The following is an 18737-nucleotide window of genomic DNA, read 5'->3' on the forward strand; positions in this document are numbered from 1 at the left end:
TTGCCCCGATTTGAAAATTGATAACAGCATCTATATTTTCCCATTCATATTGTCCGTTTGAAGAACCCATCTGACTGACCGAGAACTGAGGTGAACTACTCCGCCCAGCCGCATTCGGGACTACCCGGCCCTCACTTGTTGCGGACGGAGCGTCCTGTTTCTGTGTCGGAACGTGCAAGAAACGTTCCCACAGCGGTTATAGACTCCGCAGGCGATTTCCCCTTTACCGGTTAGCGATATATCGGGCAATAATCGCAATCGGGATAACAGGGATCGCAGCAGCTGTCGCTATCAGGACCACTAAAACGACGATTTTCATGAGTATCCCCGAGTCATCCCACACCGCTTGTGTTATATCGTCGATCCCTCGTGCGATGCGTTTGATTCTCCCAGCCATTTCAATCACCGGATCGCAACCCTTCAATCGGACTAGTTTCTAGCGCGGTATCGTACTTCTTTTGGCTGAAGTTCGGCCAGTGTTGGCATCCTTCCTGCCAGGAACAGTGAAGATTCCTCGACCGGGATAGTACGGTTGTGCGTTTCCGCGACAGCGACGTTCCTCAATCCTCTTGGACTCTGGGATGCTAGATCGATTCGTTGGGTTGTGGCTCGGCGAAGAACTCTTATATGACATCGAGAGATTCACGCTCGCGATGCTGTCGTTCTTCTTGACTGAATACCTCATAGCCCGGCGGAATCTCGCGGTCACGCCCAGTAAAGTACCCCTCGGGAGCGACCCAGCCGTGGTAGAAGGCGACGTCCGCCACGATATCATCGCTTCCAGCGTACTCAATCCGTAATACGGTACCGAGACCGCTGAATCTATGGAATCGAATGTGATAGCGGCTCTCGTTCTCCGTACTCTCTTAGTTTGAGTGAAAAATCACCGGACGACGGCAACTCAGGAAGGACTGTTGATGCCGTAAAAGCAATAGTTAAACCACTGGCGATTGTTAGTAGTGTGCCTCAGTCAACTGGGGGGGGAACAATGCCAACATACGTCTGTCTGATCAATTACACAGAGCAAGGAATCCAGAATGTCGAGGAGAGTCCGGCGCGACTCGACTCGTTTAAAGAGATCGTCAACGAACAGGGTGGCGAAATCAAAGGGTATTACCTCACAATGGGACGACACGACCTGGTGACTGTCCTCGAGTTCCCAGACGATCAAACGGCGGCACAAGTGCTCCTTCGACTCGGCAGTTTAGGTAATGTGTCGACAGAAACTCTCAAAGCATTCCCCGAAGAAGAGTACAGAGAGATCATCGACGACCTTCCGTGAATATCGATTTTTATCTGTCTCGATGCCTGTAGAGATTACACTCCTGTGGACACTCTTGTGAGCAAAGCGCGTCATCGAAACAGGAAGCCCCGCCCGTTAGGGCGAGGAGGAGTCACTAGCTCTTGCTACGACGAGACGAGCGCCTGTCTGGCACTCCGCATAATCTGAATGTGGAGGTAACGATTGGTTATTCCCTCCGCCAATCGATTCTTCGGTGAATGATCCCCATCTGTGGCAAAGAGGGCGACCTCTTGTTTTGAAGCGCATTCATGAAAATGAACTCTCGTATATAGGCTTGCTAATCGCTGGCAAGTAAAAAACCATCACAAAGTGACTTGCCTCGGCAGGAAGCAAGTAGCCCGCAATCATCGAATCAGTAAGTGATCCAGTCATCTACGACGGAGTAACGCGGACGATTGGGATCCGAGGGGCGTCCATCTCTTTACGAGACAATCGATTCAGACGCCTTAAACATTATATACATGACTGGTAGATCTCGTATTCAGTTCAAGAAAGAGTGACTGTGGTACTAGGTGCGAGTATTGGTTTTCACAGATGGATAGATCCTATGAAGAGTATCACTGCTCCGCTGTCCTCTTTTGGAAGACATTCGATAATAGCGGCGTCAATTGCCAATTCAAATAGCAATTTAGCGGTAGACACGGTTTGTTCTACAGATTAGAAAATGGATGCAGATTTCTCTATATTATCCTAATTTACTGGATATTAGATTGGAAAGTACCGCATAACAAAGGCACGTGTTCCTGTGATTCTGAAGTGGCGATGCCGAATCCACACTCCACGCCCCGATCAACACGACGAACAATCCTTCGCTCTGCTGCAGTAGGTGTTGGTGGACTTGGTCTCTTGAGCAGGCAAGTAGCTGCATCAACCTCAGGTCCCGATCAACAAGCAGAGGTCGTCACCAAGCACGCTGAGCCAGGGAGCCAACGAGTTACTCTGTTTGGAACGATGGCTGACTTTGACGGTCATGAGTACGTATGGGCGGGCTTCACGTACAAAAAGAAAGGGACGATGTCAGGCAGTATTGGTGAAGAAATCAAACTTTGGAATCCAACCGCAACGCCAGCCCAGCTCTCAGCCGATGACCAAGTAGGCCCGGACTTTGCACTGACGTTCGAATACGGAAACGAAGGAGTAAGCGAAGAGAGCGAGGAATGGCGACTCCGACCGGGTACTACTTATACGTATCAGGCACAGGCTCGCCTCCCTCGTGATATTGGGTCAGTCCCAATCTCCGGGGAGCACCAGGAATTCACAATCTCCTGCACCGACTAACGCTCGAGACAGATCTCTCACATCCCTTTTTCATGCTACCGACCCTTGTAGTCCCCATTAGTGTCGAAGCATACTGACTAACTTAATAAAGATGTAATAAAGAAGCGCTCCACTGAGCACTGCCACTGCGATACCATCACTTCCGAAAATAGCCGTGAGAATGAGTATACAAAGAACTGCAAGAATGACTCCATGGATAACTGGAAGTCGTCTATCTGGAGATTGCATTGCTATGCATTACAAGGATAGCCACTAAACCATTATCAAAAATTATTAACAAACTTCATAGTAACCTCCTTGATTAAACCTTAAATTCTTAATATCTGTAGAAGTTTACGAGAAAGAACTACCGGCCATACTCTTGTCGTGGTACACTCGCACGTAACTCTGAACGTATGGCCTACCGGAAAAGGCTATGAAATTGACATAATCGGGTAACTTTTCACGAATTACCGATGCTACCTCGGCGAAAGAAATCGGACGATTTCTGGGCTGCATTGGAACAAAGTTAGTAGCTCTTTCGCGAAGAAAACCGGACAACGTAGTCGATCAGTATTTTATATAGACGGTCGTTATTTCTTGAATTGGTCTAGAAATATCGTATTTGATAGTTTATCGATTAGAAAAATATGATAAGTAGGTGTTCTCATGGATAGTGCTACCCGAGTTAAGCCGATCATTCATTAGTTTTAGCCCTCCCCTTTCGATGAGTAACGCGGTCAGAACAAAGAGGTCTCTTCCAATATAACAGAGTATGTCCGCAGAAGCTACGGTACTCGATCAGGAGTTCAGCGAGAAGCTTCAATCACTCCTCAAAGAGGCAGACACACCCCTCCTGGTGAATCCAACGCTGGATGTTTTTCGAACAGTAATCCTGACGGCATCCGAACTTGACGATACTCCTACTGACCTCCAGATACTTGCCACCCCCGATTTGTTGAAAACAGCCGTAGAAGATTTCATCTTGGCGAGTCAGGTTGCAGATTTAATCGATCAAGAAGTCCTCTCACTCCGTACGAGCACTGAAATTGCGCGAAGTTCGCTCCTGATTAGTGACGAGCAGGTCATCACGATAGTATCATTAGATGATGAGTTGACTGGGCTCCACTCGACAGATGATGCATTCGTCGAGACCGTTCGGACTGCATTCGCGGACGGATGGGAGGCCAGCAATCAGTTCAGCTTACGAACGCCACCACTATCCCGTGTCCGAGAAACACTCAGCGATGAGTTCGGGAATGACGTTGTAGACGACTTTACGATGATGTTGGAGTCGGTTGACAGGGTTCCTGGCGACGAGGATGAACTTGATGAAGTAACGATCGCGTTATTAGTTGCGGCTAACAACAATGAATTGCTCTATGACATCAGTAAATGGGGTGAGGACACAGGGGTCGCAAGCAAAGCGACGTTCTCGCGAAAGAAAACACAACTCGAGGATCGGGGCCTAATCGACACGGAGAAAGTGCCAATCGAGGTCGGCCGTCCTCGACTTCGGTTGATGTTAGTACCTAGTGATTTAGAGGACGTTGACAGTCTTGCCGAGCAGGTGACTGGATAGGGCGTTCAGCGGTTTGATCCTTACTAGGCGGACAGCGTGCAAGCCGATCGAATTGCTGTTGGGCAGCCTCTGCTCGTTCATCCATTTTAGTTGACTTGTACTCGATCTCCTCTCCTGGTTCCCCATCATGCTTCACAAGCGGAGCGATGGAACGCACGGGCGAGTTGATCCACTTCCCGGGATTGTGAATAGTACAGAATAGTCCGTGGCGGTGATTTGAACGTGGATGGCTCGTTTGCAGTGACGTCGACTGGTGTGTTCATCGGGAACGTCAACGACATGAACCATCGGCACCATGAGTTCGAGATGACGATTTTTACATCCTCCCCACGCTAAAGCGCGAGGATTCCTTCGTCGGGCGTCGGAACCGCACCGAGTTTCCTGAAGGCAACGTTTCCCCACGGTGGGAGTACCGGGTTCATGCGCTCCACGTCGGGCCGCAAAGGCGGCGTGGTGTGCTTGGATATCTGCTTGTAGCGCTCGTCACGTCCGGTCGCACCGTGCGACCGTTCGAACGTGGCGATTCACGTCTCTCTTTCGAAGGACGTGACACGAGCCGTGCTATCGACCGTACTCCGTCACGGCGGTCGTGACGGAGTGCAACCGCGAACAGGGCATGGTTTGGATTCAGTCGTCACCCCCTCTCGTACACAGGCGTCACCGCCTGATTCCAGCGGAGTTACGGGTACTATGAGGACGGCGAACGAATCCGAACCACGTACTCCCCGGTGGGTTTGTTATTTCCGCCGGTGGGCGTGGAACCGTCCGTATCGACGGGGAGCGGCCCCGGGTCTCCCAATTGATACTTCACGCGATTGGCTTACCGTACAGTACGACGCCGGATGGCCTCAGGATTCCGGTTGTCGAAATGGTGTCGGATTCATCCCCGCCCTCACGGACGGGGCTTTTTCCTCGATTCTACGTAATACTATCCGAGGAACCAGCATGAGATATTCAAACCGATTACCTCTTGTTCTCGCGGTTCTCGCACGCAAATGGCAGCAAAATCATGACCCTCGGCTCGATTAGATCGTCGCAGTCAGTGTGACCCCTTATGACCCGTTTGAGAATGATGACACGGACATCGGGCGGCAGCTTGGAACAGAAGCTGGAGTGTGAACTGTTCATGGAGTCGGCGCAGTGTCAGTGCGGCGGCGACGTTTTTGAGTATACCTACAAATGAATATTGTATTCGACCCGATATACGGCACGGCGGTACATGCATTGGAACTTGAGATGCCAGAGATGTCACTCATTGTCTGCAATTGCATTGATGAGGGGCAGACGCACGACGGCCCACGACTCATCGAGTGGGCTGACGGCGACGACGAATTATGGGCATTGTTTCACGAAATACCTGCTCGTCGCGTGGAGCAACCAATTACCGCTTTAAGCCAGTGAACTACCCTGCCCTACTCGCTCGCTTTTGCTCGCTCGGTGAGGGTGGGGCTTCCTGCTTCCAGGATGCGCTTTGCAGGAACCGAATTGGTTCCCGTAGAGAGCGCAGTCTCCACAGGCATTCCTTCGGAGTGAACCACCCCTAGTTCAGAGAAACCACGAGAAAGGAAGTTCCATGCAGCGTTTGCATCCCTTTCCGCTTCGAAGCCACAAGCAGAACAGGAAAGTTCACGCACGCATAGTGGCTTGTCTGTCTTGACGCCACAGGACACGCACTCTTTAGTCGTCCCTTCGGGTTCAACCGCCACGAAGTGCGTCCCTTCGCGTTCGCACTTGTATTCGAGCATCCGCCGGAAGGTGTGCCATGCCGACGACGCCGTGTTGCGACTGTTCTTCGGAGATTCAAGCATCCCCTTCACGTCGAGATCTTCGACCGCTACGAAGTCGTATTCACGGGCGTAGTACGCCGATAGCCGATGGAGAAAGTCATGGCGTTTGCGCTTGATTCGCTTGTGGCCGATTCGACCATCTCCTCCAAATATGTCGCTGACGACCCCATCAAGTGCTCGCAGCAGACCCGAAGGAGTGTCGGCGGGGTTCGACTCTCTCGCGTGTTAGCGATACGAGTGGTCGCTAACGGGGACAGGCATAACCGTCCAGGAACCGTTCTATTCGAAAGTGACACCATGAATATCTCCGAGATTCTTTCGACAAAGTTCACCGAATTCGATATCGGCACGCCGCTTTCGAAGGTCGCCGGGACGTTCGAAAATCAAGAACTCGATGCCGTCGTCGTGACGGACGGCGATGAGTACCGCGGCGTCGTCAGCCGTCGGCAGATAGCCTCATCGTCCAACCAGCCCTCGGCGAAGGTCGGCTCCCAGGTTCAGCACGTCCCGTCTGTCGACCGTACCGAGGATGTCCGCGAGGTCGCGCGGCTCATGATCGGCAGCGACGCCAAAACGCTTCCGGTACTGGATGACGACCGTGTTGCCGGTGTGGTGACTGCAAATGCCGTCCTCGAGGCTGTCCGTCCATTTCTCGATGCTGTAATTGTCGACGACGCGTACACGGCAGAGTTGATCAGCACAACCCCTGAAACCACGGTCGGAAAAGCTCTCAACACGTTCCGAGAAGGACGTATCGCACACCTCCCGGTTATCGACGATGACGAACTCGTCGGAATGCTGAGTCTGTACGACGTTATCGAGTTCACGACGCGGGGCGGCAGTAAGAGCCAGGGCGGTTCGTCGAGCGGCTTCGGTGACCGCGGTGGCGGTGGGCAGAACCGTGGTGGGTTCGGCGCGCGCGAGGGCGATGCCGACCGGATGCTCGACCTGCCGGTACGGAATCTGATGTCCGACGCAGTCGCAACGGTTGAGCGGAGCGCACCGCTCGACGAGGTCGTCGAGATAATGTTCGAGCGGGAGATCTCCTCGCTCGTCGTCACGGCCGACAAAGCCGACGAGCCGATCGGTATCATCACGAAAACGGATGTCATCGAAGCGCTCACCTGGGAGCGTGACGACCGAAACGCCGTGCAGGTGTTCGGGCTCGATCTGCTGGAGGGGATGGACTACGACGACGTCTCCGCGCTGATCGAGAGCATGGCCTCGAAGTACGGTGAGATGAGCGTGATCAAGGCCAGCATCGAACTGCAGGAGCACAAGGAACAAAGCCGGGGTGTGCCGCTGGTGCTGGCACGGATTCGACTGGTCACCGACCGGGGCTACTTCACGGCCGATGGGGAGGGCTACGGTGCCTCTCACGCCCTTCGACTCGCCGCGAATGCGGTCGAACGCCAACTCCTCAAGGGGAAAACCTACGGTCAGTCGAAGAAGCATCCGGACACTGACGAGCAGGCACAGCTTTATGGCTGGTGGCTTGGCGGTTGACATCCGACCGCAAAACAGTCCAACCACGCGATCTATAGAAATTCATAGCCCGCTGGGTTTAGAATATTAATCATTGTGACTGCGGCACGAGAAGCACTCTCGTCAGCGCAACTCGTCTATGGTAGTGGGATTCACGACTACGACTCGGCCTCTGAGATGGTGAGGGTGGCTGACACAGTCGTTCATCGACTTCATAAGTACATACCTACAGGATCATCCCAAACGCTGCCCGGTATGCGGGAACGAAGCCCGATCCCAGTCAGAGTAGCGCACCGAAAATCCAGAAACAGGATTGGAATTTGTGACCGACACAATTATCCTCCAATCTGGAACCGGCGACTCCTCGTCGGACATAATCGAGTCACACGACGTAAGCAGCATGCTTTTTATGAAGTGATTTCCGAGTCAATAAAGGTAGGTTACGTAATTGCAGGCGAGAAAGCCTCGCCCTTGAGGGCGGGGATGAATCGCCGTCTTTGTTCACTTTCACTGTATGGTACAGTCTTAGGTGCTCTCCGTGCGTTTTTCTGGGTATCCGATGCTCTGGACTATTTAATTGAAGTCAAGCAGCCATGCATCGGAGAATGTGCTCACATTCCAAGTTCGAAAATTTGTGAAAATACTTTTCGCTGAGCTTTTCGCAGATGCTGATGAAACGTGGGTGATGTAACCCCGAGTACAGAAGCGATTTCTTCAGCAGTGCTTTGGCGGGGCCAATCGTAGTAGCCAGCAAAATATGCGGTTCGTAACGCGATGTATTGTCGTTCGGTAAGCGGTTCATCGATAAACTGTCGAAACTCATGAACTGGCTGTACTGGGCGGTCGATAGTCGTCTTGCGCGTCAACTCGAGTTCAGGAAACTCTTGTCGCAACTGGTCCAAGAGCAATCGAACATTGGTATCTGGCGTGGCTTCGACAGTGAGATAGACAACGCCGTTGATAGCAGTCCCAGCCTGCAACCGGACACCCTGTTCAAGTAAGGCCATGGTAAGAGATGATTCGGATAAACAGACCTCGATCAATCCTTCATCGGCATCCGATTCGATAACTCGGGCGGAGGTACATGATGGATCGTCAGCGGCTCGTTCTAGAACCGTTTCTGCTGGGACTCCCTCAACGGAGATATACTCAATAATCAAATCATCTGCGGTGGGGGCAATCCCCTCTAGACGAATTGTACAACCGAGTTCGTTAGATGTATGTCCAGCGAAGATACGGTCATCGGTCGTCTGAAATTCGAGTTCGAGAACCGAATCCGCGTATAATAATTTCTTATGCTCGGCTGCATTGATTGCAGCACCGATCGTTTCACCAAGTTCTGCAAAGACAGCTTGTACTTGGCTGCTAAACGCATTTGGTTGTCTGGCGTAGACGAGTAACACGCCAAATATGGTGGAACCAACAGAAATGGGGGTTTTGATGATGGACCGACAGTTCCGTTCAATCGCTACTGTTTTGAATACGTCGGGAAGCGCCGATTCTTCTGACACATTTGAGAATACTGTGAGTTCGTCCGCACGGGAGACCTGCCACGGGCGTGTCTCATGCTGACTCGACTTACTCGGTTCCAACACCGTCTGTACAAATTCTTCCTCGATGCCAGCGATTCCGCGTAGATTGGGTACCACCTCTGGCTCACTCTGTTCGAATAATAGCGCCGCCTGATAGAGATCGTTAGAGACAAACTCGTCACAAATGGCCTGGGCGATTTCATCCGTCGTTGTCGCCGTCATAAGCTTCTTGTTCACTCCTCGAATAATGGTATTGACCCTATCTAGAGTCTCAAGCTTTGTTTCGCGCTCCTTTTGCGATGTGATATCATAGTAGAGTTCGACGCGACCCCCAGCGTATAAGCCGTCCGTAATCGGCTTGCTACGATGTTCGAGATACCGGTCGTCATGTCCGTCCTTGCCTTCCACGTGGCACTCGAATCGCTCAGCGTAGGTATTATCGTCATACGTTGCAAGGACTCGCTGTGAAAATTCCCGTTCATTTTCGAAGACGTATTGCAATGAATCTTGGATAAGCGATCGTTTGTCCATGCCGAGAATGTCGGTCGTATCGATTCCAAAATATTCTCCGACGGTCTCGTTGGCCCATACGATAGTAAATTCTTGGTCGAGAATGAACACGCCAATGTCTGAGTCAGCCAAAACGTCGTGAAGAATCGATTTATGAATCCTATGGGTGGGAACTCTCTGATCGCCGTGGCCGCGCGTCGTCTGTTCATTCATCTCTTCAGTGTCACCCATGTCACTGATTGACAAGCTAGGCTACGTTATAGGCGTTAATGTTCGATACGATGTCAGCCAATACGGAAAATTAGCATACTCAAGATTTCCATCCGCCTCACGGCGTTGGTGTGGAGAACGGCCCGATGATACCACGAGAGATTGCGACATCACTAGACCTGCCCACTTGTGATTGAGTCGAGAATTTTCCCCTGACGGAGGATACTATCACCCTAAGCGAGTAGAGTCGGGAGGAAGCCACGAGCAAGGTGCGAAAGGAAAGGCCAATGGTGGGTACTCCCACAACCTGGCAGTGACGACAACACTACCCGGCTGATGGCGTGTGACAGTGGCCATGTGCTAGGCAAGGGTGGTTGTGAGAGCCCATCTCAACTATGAAATGGGAACGTAAAACGCGTTCCGGAAACTCAAATTGTGATTGTGGTTATCGACAACTATACGTTTGTCAGTGGGAACGCGGCGTTTGACCGGTTCGTAAGGGCCAACGCAGAAACTCCATGAATCAGATATCACGGTGGTTTTCCCTATATTCCGAAAATTTCTATAGAATTTTTGAAAGACGCTAATAACGGGCGCTCGCAGTTGTTCACCGTCTTCGAGGAGTCACTCTGCCGCGTAGACCTCCTCACGAACTTCATCCGGAACTGCGCAGATTACCATCCGGAGTTGACCCTGCCCGGCATATTCGTGCAACAGAGGATCTCTCTCCGAGCCAAACGGCGAAGTAGGAGATGCAAGCACTTGGTGAGGCATGTAGGGGTGTGCCCTGGTAACAGTGTTCCGAACAGATTCATTACGATAAAAAGCATACGTAGCAATCCTACCAAACAATATGCGCCTCCAGAATACTCTTCGACACCCTGCCATCCTGTTTATAGCCGTTGCACTCTTCTGGGGCGGATCCTTTGTCGCAATGAATCTCGGCCTTGAATCGCTCCCACCGATTTTGTTCGCAGCACTCAGATACGACATCGCCAGTCTCGCCCTCATTAGCACTGCACTCATCCTTCGAAAAGATATCCGCCCCCAATCCATCGACGATCTACAGCTCATCTTCGTTGGAAGCGTTTTGATAATCAGCGTCCCATCGATATTGCTGTTCATTGGACAGCAATATGTGACCAGTGCCATCGCTGCGGTCATTATTAGCCTCACGCCGGTACTGACTCCGTTGTTCGCGTTTATCTTGCTCGCAGACGAGCGGTTGAGTACACGCGGAGCTCTCAGTACACTCCTCGGGCTCGCTGGCGTTATCGTGATTGCCAATCCAGACACTGCAACAACCGGGCAGCTTTTCGGCGTCGGACTCATCGCCGCATCAACCATTGTGTTCGCGCTCGGCTCAGTCCTCGCTGCCCAGTACTCACGATCGATGTCGATGATTCCGCTGCAGGCGTGGAGCATGGCTGTCAGCGCAGCCATTTTACACAGCATCAGTTACGGGCCTGTTGGCGAATCGAGTCCACAAGGCGCGGTGACAGTCGATGTGATTGTTCCGTTAGTATACTTAGGCGTCTTTGCGAGCGCGCTTGCATACGTCCTCTATTTCGCGTTAGTGGAAACCGTCGGGCCAAACGAAACCAGCTTAGTGAATTATGCGACACCGCTCGTCACAGCAGGTGCGGGATGGGTGTTCCTTGGCGAACACATCACGCCCACAACCGTGATCGGATTCATCCTCATCATGAGTGGGTTTGTGGTGTTGAAAGGACACGTGGTTTTGGAGAGTCTTATGAGAGTGCCCGTGGTGGGGTCACGGGCAGTAGGTCAGGAGGATGATGATGTGGTTATCGTGAACGGGAACGCGTATGTGGTTACTGAGTCGGGGTCTAATTCGTTTCCGACGGCTGATTAACCGCGTCAATACCTCTATTCGTTCGATGCAGAATGCGTACCATCAGTGATTTTGAATTATATCCTGCACGAAGCGGCCGCATTCGTCGACGAGATTGACATCCTGCTCGCCGTCCGCGGTCCAACGGGAGTCATCTACTGGGGGCGGCCAGAGAAACAAGAGCTGGCCGTACACGATGGATGGAGTCTTCCTGGAGATGTCTTCGTTCGGACTGAGGACGACCGGTTCGAATACAAGTCACGCCGTGACGACCTCATTTTCTCTAGTAGATACAATATACCAGGCACGGAGGTCGAGTCGGTGCTCCAAGACCGGGATGAAGTCTACGAAACTGCTATCGTTGGAAGTCCCGACGAAGAGCGTGGAACGGTTGTCAAAGCGTTCGTCGTCCGTCACAGAACCGGGAAACATTCTTTATAGCATCCCCCTATAGCGTAGCCATGCCAACGTCTGACGAGGTCATCGAAATCTGTTCATCGGACGAAGTTGATCTTGTTCGATTGCTGTACGTGGGAAACGACGGCGTCCCCCGTGGACGCGTCGTGGATGCCGGTCGCATCGAATCCGTGCTCACCGACGGCATCAACCTCTCGTCCGCGATGCAATCGTTCAACTCGCTCGACCACCTTGCCCCCGGCGGTATGTTCGGCGCCGCAGGCGAGATTCGGCTACTCCCCGATACGGAGACGTTTCGCGTACTCCCGTACGCCGACCGGTCGGCCGTCATGCTCTGCGACCTCTACGACCTCGACCGGACGCCGTGGGACGCCGACCCGCGGAGCGCGCTCACGTCGTACCTCGAGGATCTTCCGTACGAAGCTAGTGTCGCGTTCGAGAGCGAGTTCTACCTCACGAGAGCGACCGACGACGGCGAGATGGTGCCGTTCGACGATAGCGTCTGCTTCGGAGCGGACGGCATGCAAAGCGCGAACGATGTCGTGCTCGATATGACGGACGCGCTCAAAGCACAGGAGATGGACGTCGTGGTGTACTACCCGGAGTACGGACCCGGTCAGCAGGAACTCGTCATCGAGCACGCGCCCGGGAAGCGAGCCGCCGACAATCACATCCTGTACAAGCAGACCGTTAAGGGCGTTGCGTCGAACCACGACATCGACGCGACCTTCGTCCCGAAACCGTTCCCGGAGGCCGCCGGCTCTGGATGTCACATCCACGTCTCGCTGTGGGAGGGTGACGAGAATGCGTTCTACGACCCCGACAGCGAGGGTCAGTACGGCCTGAGCGAGACCGCCCGCCACTTCATCGGTGGCGTGCTTGACCACGCGCCGGCACTCGTCGCGCTCACCGCCGCGAGCGTCATGTCCTATCGGCGGCTCCGCCCCCACATGTGGGCGTCGGCGTTCACGTGTTGGGGACAGGACAACCGCGAGGCGATCGCGCGCGTGCCGTCCTCCCAATGGGACGAACCGAGCGCGACCACGCGATTCGAGTTCAAGCCCGCGGACAACACCGCAAACCCCTACCTCGCGGAGCTCGGCATACTCGCCGCCGGAATGGACGGCGTCGAACGCGAACTCGACCCAGGCGACCCCCTGAACGAGGATCCCGCGGACATGTCGGCCGCGGAGCGCGAGGAACGCGGCATCCAGCGCCTTCCCGAGACACTCGGCGAAGCGCTCGACAAGCTCGAGGCGGACGATTTACTCGCCGACGCACTGGGCGAAACGCTCTTCCGGTCGTACATCGAGGTCAAGCGCAGTCAGTGGGACGAGTTTACGGGTGAAGTCACCGACTGGGAGCTCGAAAAGCTCACCCGGGCGTTCTGATGACTGAGCTTCCGCCACTGTTCGACGGCATCGACCTCGACGTAGCAGTGCTGCCGGGATTCCCGGACGTCCACGAGGCCTACCGGCTGCTCCGTGACCAGAAGGACATGGTCTGCGGCGCGTACACGCTCACCTACTTGCTCTGGGGGTACGGCGTCACCGATGACAGCGGCGGCCCCATCACGGTCGACCGCGTCGCCGAGGTCGCCGGCACCGCGCTCGAACCCCACAACGCCGAGCGGCAGGAGAGCGTCGAGGAACTGGTTGCAACCGGCGAGGTACCGATCGACCGTGCCGCAATGTGGTTTATGCACGACTACTTCGACGCCGACCTCGCCGTCGTCGAGGACGAGGGCGGGACGAGCGCCGAGGGGTTGGTCGACGCATGTGAGGCAATCTCCGGCGGTCGAGTCGAGGCGATTCCGGTTCCGGCAATCCACGATTCGGAGGTTCAGTTCGACGCTGGTCGCTTCGACGCACTCCTCGACGCGATGGCTGCGGGCGAGTTACCCGCGCAGCCGATTCTCAACTACAACCTCCGACACACGCTCGCGCCGGCCGGCCTACTCGGACACAAGTACAATCTCGTGGCGTTGCTCACACGGTGGGATGACCCGTCGTACTTCCGGACGATGGACTGGGATGTCGGGCACTTCACGACCGTCGCGGCGCGGGTGGCGAGGGGCGACAGCGACGAGCGATACCTCGTGGTACGGGACTCCTACAAATCGTTCGGCTGGGACGGTTATCACCTCCAGCCCGAGTCGTACGTCCGGCGCGGCCTCGTGCGAGCCGACGATCACCGAGATGGCGGTATCCTGCTCGTGACGCCCGCGACGGCTGCCGACGACGTCCGCGGCTGGCTCGCCGACCGTGACCTCGAAACAGGGCTCTGGGATAACGGCAGCGCGTATGCTAAGGGTGAGGATGACTGAGCTGACAACCCGACAACGTGTAGTCGTAGAAGCAGGCTGCGCGTGGATCGACGACAACGCCGACGCGCTCGTCGACCTCTTGGGCGACCTCGTGGCGCGACCGAGCCTCCCCGGTGATGAGGGCGTTCACGACGACGAGGGAACCACGGTCGGCCGATTGTGGAGCTTCCTCGACGACAACGCCGACGCACTCGACCTCGACGCACAGCCCCTTCCGCCCGAGGGAGACTACCGCGAGGAGACGCGGGAGAACGTCTACGCCGTCCTACCCGGAGAGGGCGACGGCGGCTTCGTCGCAACTAGTCATACCGACGTGGTACCGCCGGGGCCGGACGACGACTGGCCGGGGGGCGAACCGTGGACGATGCGCGATGGCGTCGTCCGCCGAACTGGCAACTGTACGGTCGAAATCGCCGTCGGCGACCGCGTCGAGGAGCGCACCATCCGCGAGCGGATGGATCGTATCTGGCGGCTCCGCGGCGACGAGAAGGTGGCAGCCCTCTTCGGCCGCGGCGTCTACGACAACAAGGCCTCGATCGTCTGCCTCGTCGGAAGCGCACTCGGTCTCGACATTGCGCTTTCCGAGACCGGGACGGCGCTCGCCGGCGATGTCGTCCACGGCCACCTCGTCGACGAGGAGTACTACCAGGTGGGCGCGAAGAACATGGTCGGCTGGGGCGACGGGGAAGACTGGCTCGGCGACCGCTACGACAGCTACGACGACTGGACTGCGGCCGTCCTCGAGGGCTCGTACGGGTTCGTGCCAGTCGTCGGCCACCGCGGCTTGGTTTGGGTGACGCTCCGCGCCGAGGGCGAATCCGCGCACGCATCGACGCCCAAACTCGGCCGGAACGCCGTCCTCGGCGAGGCAAAAGCGCTTGCAGAGACCGATTCCGACGAGTATCGCGACGCAATCGCTGCACCCTTCGTCGACGACGCGCTGCTGGGAGACCTCACCGTCGCGCCCGGTACCACCATCGTCGGCGGCGGCGTCGAGCGCGTCGACCACGAGACCGGCGCGGTCGAGCGCGGCGGCGTGAACACCATCCCGGACTGGTGCGAGGCGACGTTCGACGTCCGCATCCCGCGCTGGGAGGGGTTCCCCGACGGTGCCGATGCGCTCCAAGACCGGCTTCTCGAGACGGTTGAGCGGCGAGCCACCGAGGCGGCTCCCGACGTGAACTTCGCGGCCACGGTCGGCGAACACGAGTTCTTCCCGCCGGTCGCGCTCGCCGCGAATCGCGAAGCCGCAGCCGACCACCCGCTCGTCCGGACGGCGGCGTGGGCCGCCGAGAACACGGTCGGTTACGAGCCCGGGCTCGACGTCGCACCGGGCGTGACCGACGCCGCGTTCGTCTACCACGGCACACACATCCCGACGCTCGTGGAGTACGGCCCGGCCGGCGCGCTCTCCCACGAATCCTCGGAATTCGTCGAGCGCGATCACGTGATCGCGGGTGCGAAGGCCATGCTGAAACTCGCGGTGGCCGAGGTCGGTCTGGCTCACGGGTCGTAGAATCAAGCTTCCTTCTCCCTACCAGCCGGCGTACCGCTCTAGGAGCGCCGGGTCGAGGGTCTTCGTCTGGGCGTCCTCTATCGCGCCGGCCAGCCGGTCGACGCCTGTGTCGAGGTCGGTCTTGGAGATAGTAAGCGGCGGCGTGAGCTCCAGCACGTTCGAGTGCAAGCCGACATAGAAGACCGCGAGCCCGCGGCGGCGCGCCCAGAGGCAGACCCGCGCCGCGAGGTCGTGAGACGGGTCGTCGGTGCCGGCTTCGACGAGTTCGACGCCCTGCATCATCCCTCGGCCGCGCACGTCCCCGACCACAGGGGAGTCGGCGGCGAGGTCGGCGAGCACGTCCGAAAGATGGTCGCCGAGGCGGGCGGCACGCTTGGAAAGGTTCTCCGCCTCGATCACGTCGAGGGTGGCGAGACCGGCCGCCGCCGAGAGGGGTCCCCCGGCGGTCGTCATCATGTGGCTCGCGGGCTCGTAATCCACCAATTCGGCGCGACCGACCACCGCGCTGATCGGGACGCCGCTGCCGAGCGGTTTCCCGAGCATGATCGCGTCGGGCTCGACATCGGCGTGTTCGAACGCGAAGAACTCGCCGGTGCGTCCGAGCCCGGCCTTGACCTCGTCGACGACGAAGTAGGCGTCGTTGTCTGTGCAGAGATCCGCGAGCCCCTCGAGGAATCCATCGGGCGGCACGAGGATACCGCCGTCGCTCTGGAGTGGCTCGGTGATGAGGCCGGCGATATCGTGCGTTTCGAACGCCTCTGCGACCGCCTCCAAGGCAGTATCGGCGAGCGCGTCCGGGTCGAGATAAGAACGGTACTGGTCGGGGAACGGTAGGGTGACGACGTCTTCGGACTCGACGCCCGCCTGCGCGCTGTGCCCCGAGATAGCCGCCGCGCCGGCGGTGATGCCGTGGTAGGAGCCCTCGAAGTTCACGACGACATCGCCGTCGCCGGTCGTCGGAATGGCCTTCGAAAGCAGGTCGCCCGCCTCCGAACCGGAGTGACCGAACCACACCTTCGTAGGATAACCGGCGTCGAGCCGGTCGCGTAGGCGCTCGGCGAGTTGGACGACCGAACCATGCGGCAGGGAGATGGGCGAGTTGGCGAGCGCGCGGTCGAGCTGGTTTCGGAGCGCGTCGACGACGGTCGGATGGCGGTAGCCGGTGTTCGCCACCGCCCACGCGGACGTGAAGTCGATCAGTTCGTCGCCGTCGACGCTCGTGAGCGTCGCGCCGGCTTGGCGGTCGAGCACGAACGGGAAGAAGCGAATCTTCATCGCCTCCGAGAGCACGTCGCTGTCGCGGTCGAGGATATCAAACTCGCGGCTCATGCCGGACCCAACGCCCGAGAACACGATACATCTTCGTCCTCGGACAATTATTCTGATACGACTACGGGCGCATTTTATCGGCGCACAATCATAAGACGGAGTCAAGGAAGAAACGGACGATGACGAATTTTCCACAAAAATTTTTCGTTATCTCCACGCGTCTTCGGCAGAATTGCACAAATATTTAAGTATCCCTGCTTGTGATTGTGAAGCACGGTATTGATACGATGTCAACAAAAACAGATATTGCCGAATCGAAAGGGTTAGCAAAACAACTCGGGTTCTGGCACCTGTGGGCCATCGGCGTCGGATCCGTCGTCGGAGACGGCATCTTCCTGCTGCTCGGCGACGGTATCGCCACCGCCGGCCCGGCCGCCATCTTAGCGTACGTGATGGCGGGACTGTTCATGCTCTTCATCGCGCTCGGCGTGAGCGACCTCGCGGTCGGCCTGCCAAGCGCGGGTGCCATGTGGATCTGGGGGCGCGAGCTTCTCGGCGACTACGCCGGGTTCATCAGCGGTCTCTCGTACGCCGTCGGCTGGATCATCGCCGGCGGCAGCGTCGGGCTCGCACTCGGTCGAATTACCCAGTTCTTCGTTCCCGACCTCGGCGTCCCGGCCGCGGTCTGGGGCATCCTCTTCGTAACCGTCTTCGCGCTCATCCAACTTGGCGGCGTGTTCCTCTCGAGTAGGCTTCAGCTCGGCACCGTGCTCGTGCTCGTCGGTATCGTGCTTATCTTCGGCGTCAGCACCATCCTCAGCGGTGATTTCTCTGGTGGACGATTCACGCCGTTCTTCCCGAACGGCGTCGGAAGCGTCTGGGCCGCGATGGCGTTCGGCATGTACGCCTACATGGGACCGCTCACCCTCACGACGGGCGGTGACGAGGCGAAGAACGTTAGCGACATTCCGCGTGCACTGGTCGTCGCCTGTCTCACTTTCCTCTTCATCTACACGCTCGCGATGATCGGCATGATCGGGCTGATGGGGTACCAGCAGTTCACCTCGCTTGAGTCGCCGTTCACCACGACCGCGCAGTTGGTCTGGGGGTCGAACGCCGCACTCATCATCAATTTCGCCGCGTGGATCGCGGCGTTCACGAGCCTATTCATGGGAACCATGTACTCCGCACCGCGGATGCTCTACAAGATGGGCGAGATGAAGGTTCTCCCCGATATCTTCGGGCAGGTCTACGAGGGAACTCGGGTTCCCCTCTTCTCGACGGTGTTCGTCTGGGCGTGCAGCGTCATCCTCTTGCTCGTCGCCCAGTACGAACTACTCGACTACGGCCAGCTCTCGCTCCTGCTAGTGTTCGCGTGGGAAGTCACCTGGGGCGTCGCCATCGTCGCCGCCATCAAGTACCGCCGCGAGCACGGGGGACACGTCGACGACCAGAGTTGGAAACAGCCACTGTTCCCGCTATTTCCGATCCTCGGAATGGTGGGCGTGCTGTTCATCCTCTACGGCACGTTCCAAGGTGCCATCGCGTCGTTCGGACTCGGCATCGTCTTCCTAATCGTTATCTCCGCGATCTACTACTTCTACGGTCGCCACCGGATGGACGAGGCCCAGATTCCCACGGTGCTCGACACCGAGAGACGACCGAGCGCCGACGACTGAACTCACACC

The 18737-nt window shown here is 56.7% G+C and carries 12 protein-coding genes and 2 pseudogenes; 11 read left to right on the forward strand and 3 right to left on the reverse strand.

All coding sequences use genetic code 11. The features are described 5' to 3' along the window. Window positions 1-581: 581 nt before the first annotated feature. The 4 genes from LIW51_RS27050 (at window position 582) to tbsP (ending at window position 4142) form a co-directional block, all read left to right on the forward strand. Entirely contained in the window at window positions 582-800 is a 219-nt protein-coding gene (locus tag LIW51_RS27050; RefSeq protein WP_227378539.1) for a hypothetical protein, read from the forward strand. A 188-nt stretch (window positions 801-988) separates the two neighbouring features. After that, a complete protein-coding gene (locus LIW51_RS27055) occupies window positions 989-1282 on the forward strand; it encodes a GYD domain-containing protein (RefSeq protein ID WP_227378540.1) in 294 nt (97 codons plus the stop codon). Between the two features lie 972 nt (window positions 1283-2254). Beyond that, complete coding sequence (locus LIW51_RS27060; RefSeq protein ID WP_227378541.1) at window positions 2255-2581, forward strand: hypothetical protein; 327 nt, start codon at window positions 2255-2257, stop codon at window positions 2579-2581. A gap of 754 nt (window positions 2582-3335) precedes the next feature. Beyond that, window positions 3336-4142 carry a transcriptional regulator TbsP gene (gene tbsP / locus LIW51_RS27065; protein ID WP_227378542.1) on the forward strand — a complete coding sequence of 269 codons (807 nt, stop codon included), beginning with the start codon at window positions 3336-3338 and terminating at the stop codon, window positions 4140-4142. Window positions 4143-5554: 1412 nt separating this feature from the next. On the opposite strand, the pseudogene LIW51_RS27075 reads toward tbsP, so the two are convergent. Continuing rightward, window positions 5555-6055, reverse strand: a pseudogene (locus LIW51_RS27075) (RNA-guided endonuclease InsQ/TnpB family protein); the annotation flags it as partial. Between the two features lie 171 nt (window positions 6056-6226). Here LIW51_RS27075 and LIW51_RS27080 point away from each other — a divergent pair. Continuing rightward, on the forward strand, window positions 6227-7435 hold the full coding sequence (locus LIW51_RS27080) for a CBS domain-containing protein (protein ID WP_227379017.1): 1209 nt from the start codon (window positions 6227-6229) through the stop codon (window positions 7433-7435). Window positions 7436-8025: 590 nt separating this feature from the next. Here LIW51_RS27080 and LIW51_RS27090 read toward each other — a convergent pair. Then, a complete protein-coding gene (locus LIW51_RS27090; protein ID WP_227378543.1) occupies window positions 8026-9687 on the reverse strand; it encodes a bacterio-opsin activator domain-containing protein in 1662 nt (553 codons plus the stop codon). Between the two features lie 913 nt (window positions 9688-10600). Here LIW51_RS27090 and LIW51_RS27095 point away from each other — a divergent pair. The 5 genes and pseudogenes from LIW51_RS27095 (at window position 10601) to LIW51_RS27115 (ending at window position 15780) form a co-directional block, all read left to right on the forward strand. Continuing rightward, on the forward strand, window positions 10601-11542 hold the full coding sequence (locus LIW51_RS27095) for a DMT family transporter (RefSeq protein ID WP_255767565.1): 942 nt from the start codon (window positions 10601-10603) through the stop codon (window positions 11540-11542). 102 nt (window positions 11543-11644) lie between these two features. Beyond that, window positions 11645-11932: pseudogene (locus tag LIW51_RS27100) on the forward strand (AMP-binding enzyme); the annotation flags it as partial. A 50-nt stretch (window positions 11933-11982) separates the two neighbouring features. Next, window positions 11983-13329, forward strand: a complete 1347-nt coding sequence (glnA2, locus tag LIW51_RS27105; RefSeq protein ID WP_227378545.1) for a gamma-glutamylputrescine synthetase — start codon at window positions 11983-11985, stop codon at window positions 13327-13329. Further along, window positions 13329-14264: a DUF6885 family protein gene (locus LIW51_RS27110; RefSeq protein ID WP_227378546.1), complete on the forward strand. Its 936-nt coding sequence runs from the start codon at window positions 13329-13331 to the stop codon at window positions 14262-14264. The genes glnA2 and LIW51_RS27110 overlap by 1 nt, the downstream gene beginning before the upstream one ends. Continuing rightward, on the forward strand, window positions 14257-15780 hold the full coding sequence (locus tag LIW51_RS27115) for a M20 family metallopeptidase (protein ID WP_227378547.1): 1524 nt from the start codon (window positions 14257-14259) through the stop codon (window positions 15778-15780). The genes LIW51_RS27110 and LIW51_RS27115 overlap by 8 nt, the downstream gene beginning before the upstream one ends. An 18-nt stretch (window positions 15781-15798) precedes the next feature. On the opposite strand, the gene LIW51_RS27120 is transcribed toward LIW51_RS27115, so the two are convergent. Next, on the reverse strand, window positions 15799-17109 hold the full coding sequence (locus LIW51_RS27120; RefSeq protein WP_227378548.1) for an aspartate aminotransferase family protein: 1311 nt from the start codon (window positions 17107-17109) through the stop codon (window positions 15799-15801). A gap of 227 nt (window positions 17110-17336) precedes the next feature. Here LIW51_RS27120 and LIW51_RS27125 point away from each other — a divergent pair, with 227 nt between their 5' ends. Continuing rightward, window positions 17337-18728: an APC family permease gene (locus LIW51_RS27125; protein WP_227378549.1), complete on the forward strand. Its 1392-nt coding sequence runs from the start codon at window positions 17337-17339 to the stop codon at window positions 18726-18728. Window positions 18729-18737 lie beyond the last annotated feature (9 nt).

The organism is Haladaptatus halobius, assembly GCF_020618475.1.
Lineage (GTDB): Archaea > Halobacteriota > Halobacteria > Halobacteriales > Haladaptataceae > Haladaptatus > Haladaptatus halobius.

Coding starts and splice junctions, on each gene's coding strand:
- LIW51_RS27055 (WP_227378540.1), top strand. CDS start 989: ATGCCAACATACGTCTGTCTGATCAATTACACAGAGCAAGGAATCCAG.
- LIW51_RS27110 (WP_227378546.1), top strand. CDS start 13,329: ATGACTGAGCTTCCGCCACTGTTCGACGGCATCGACCTCGACGTAGCA.
- tbsP (WP_227378542.1), top strand. CDS start 3,336: ATGTCCGCAGAAGCTACGGTACTCGATCAGGAGTTCAGCGAGAAGCTT.
- LIW51_RS27050 (WP_227378539.1), top strand. CDS start 582: ATGCTAGATCGATTCGTTGGGTTGTGGCTCGGCGAAGAACTCTTATAT.
- LIW51_RS27120 (WP_227378548.1), bottom strand. CDS start 17,109: ATGAGCCGCGAGTTTGATATCCTCGACCGCGACAGCGACGTGCTCTCG.
- glnA2 (WP_227378545.1), top strand. CDS start 11,983: ATGCCAACGTCTGACGAGGTCATCGAAATCTGTTCATCGGACGAAGTT.
- LIW51_RS27115 (WP_227378547.1), top strand. CDS start 14,257: ATGACTGAGCTGACAACCCGACAACGTGTAGTCGTAGAAGCAGGCTGC.
- LIW51_RS27095 (WP_255767565.1), top strand. CDS start 10,601: ATGAATCTCGGCCTTGAATCGCTCCCACCGATTTTGTTCGCAGCACTC.
- LIW51_RS27060 (WP_227378541.1), top strand. CDS start 2,255: ATGGCTGACTTTGACGGTCATGAGTACGTATGGGCGGGCTTCACGTAC.
- LIW51_RS27090 (WP_227378543.1), bottom strand. CDS start 9,687: ATGGGTGACACTGAAGAGATGAATGAACAGACGACGCGCGGCCACGGC.
- LIW51_RS27080 (WP_227379017.1), top strand. CDS start 6,227: ATGAATATCTCCGAGATTCTTTCGACAAAGTTCACCGAATTCGATATC.
- LIW51_RS27125 (WP_227378549.1), top strand. CDS start 17,337: ATGTCAACAAAAACAGATATTGCCGAATCGAAAGGGTTAGCAAAACAA.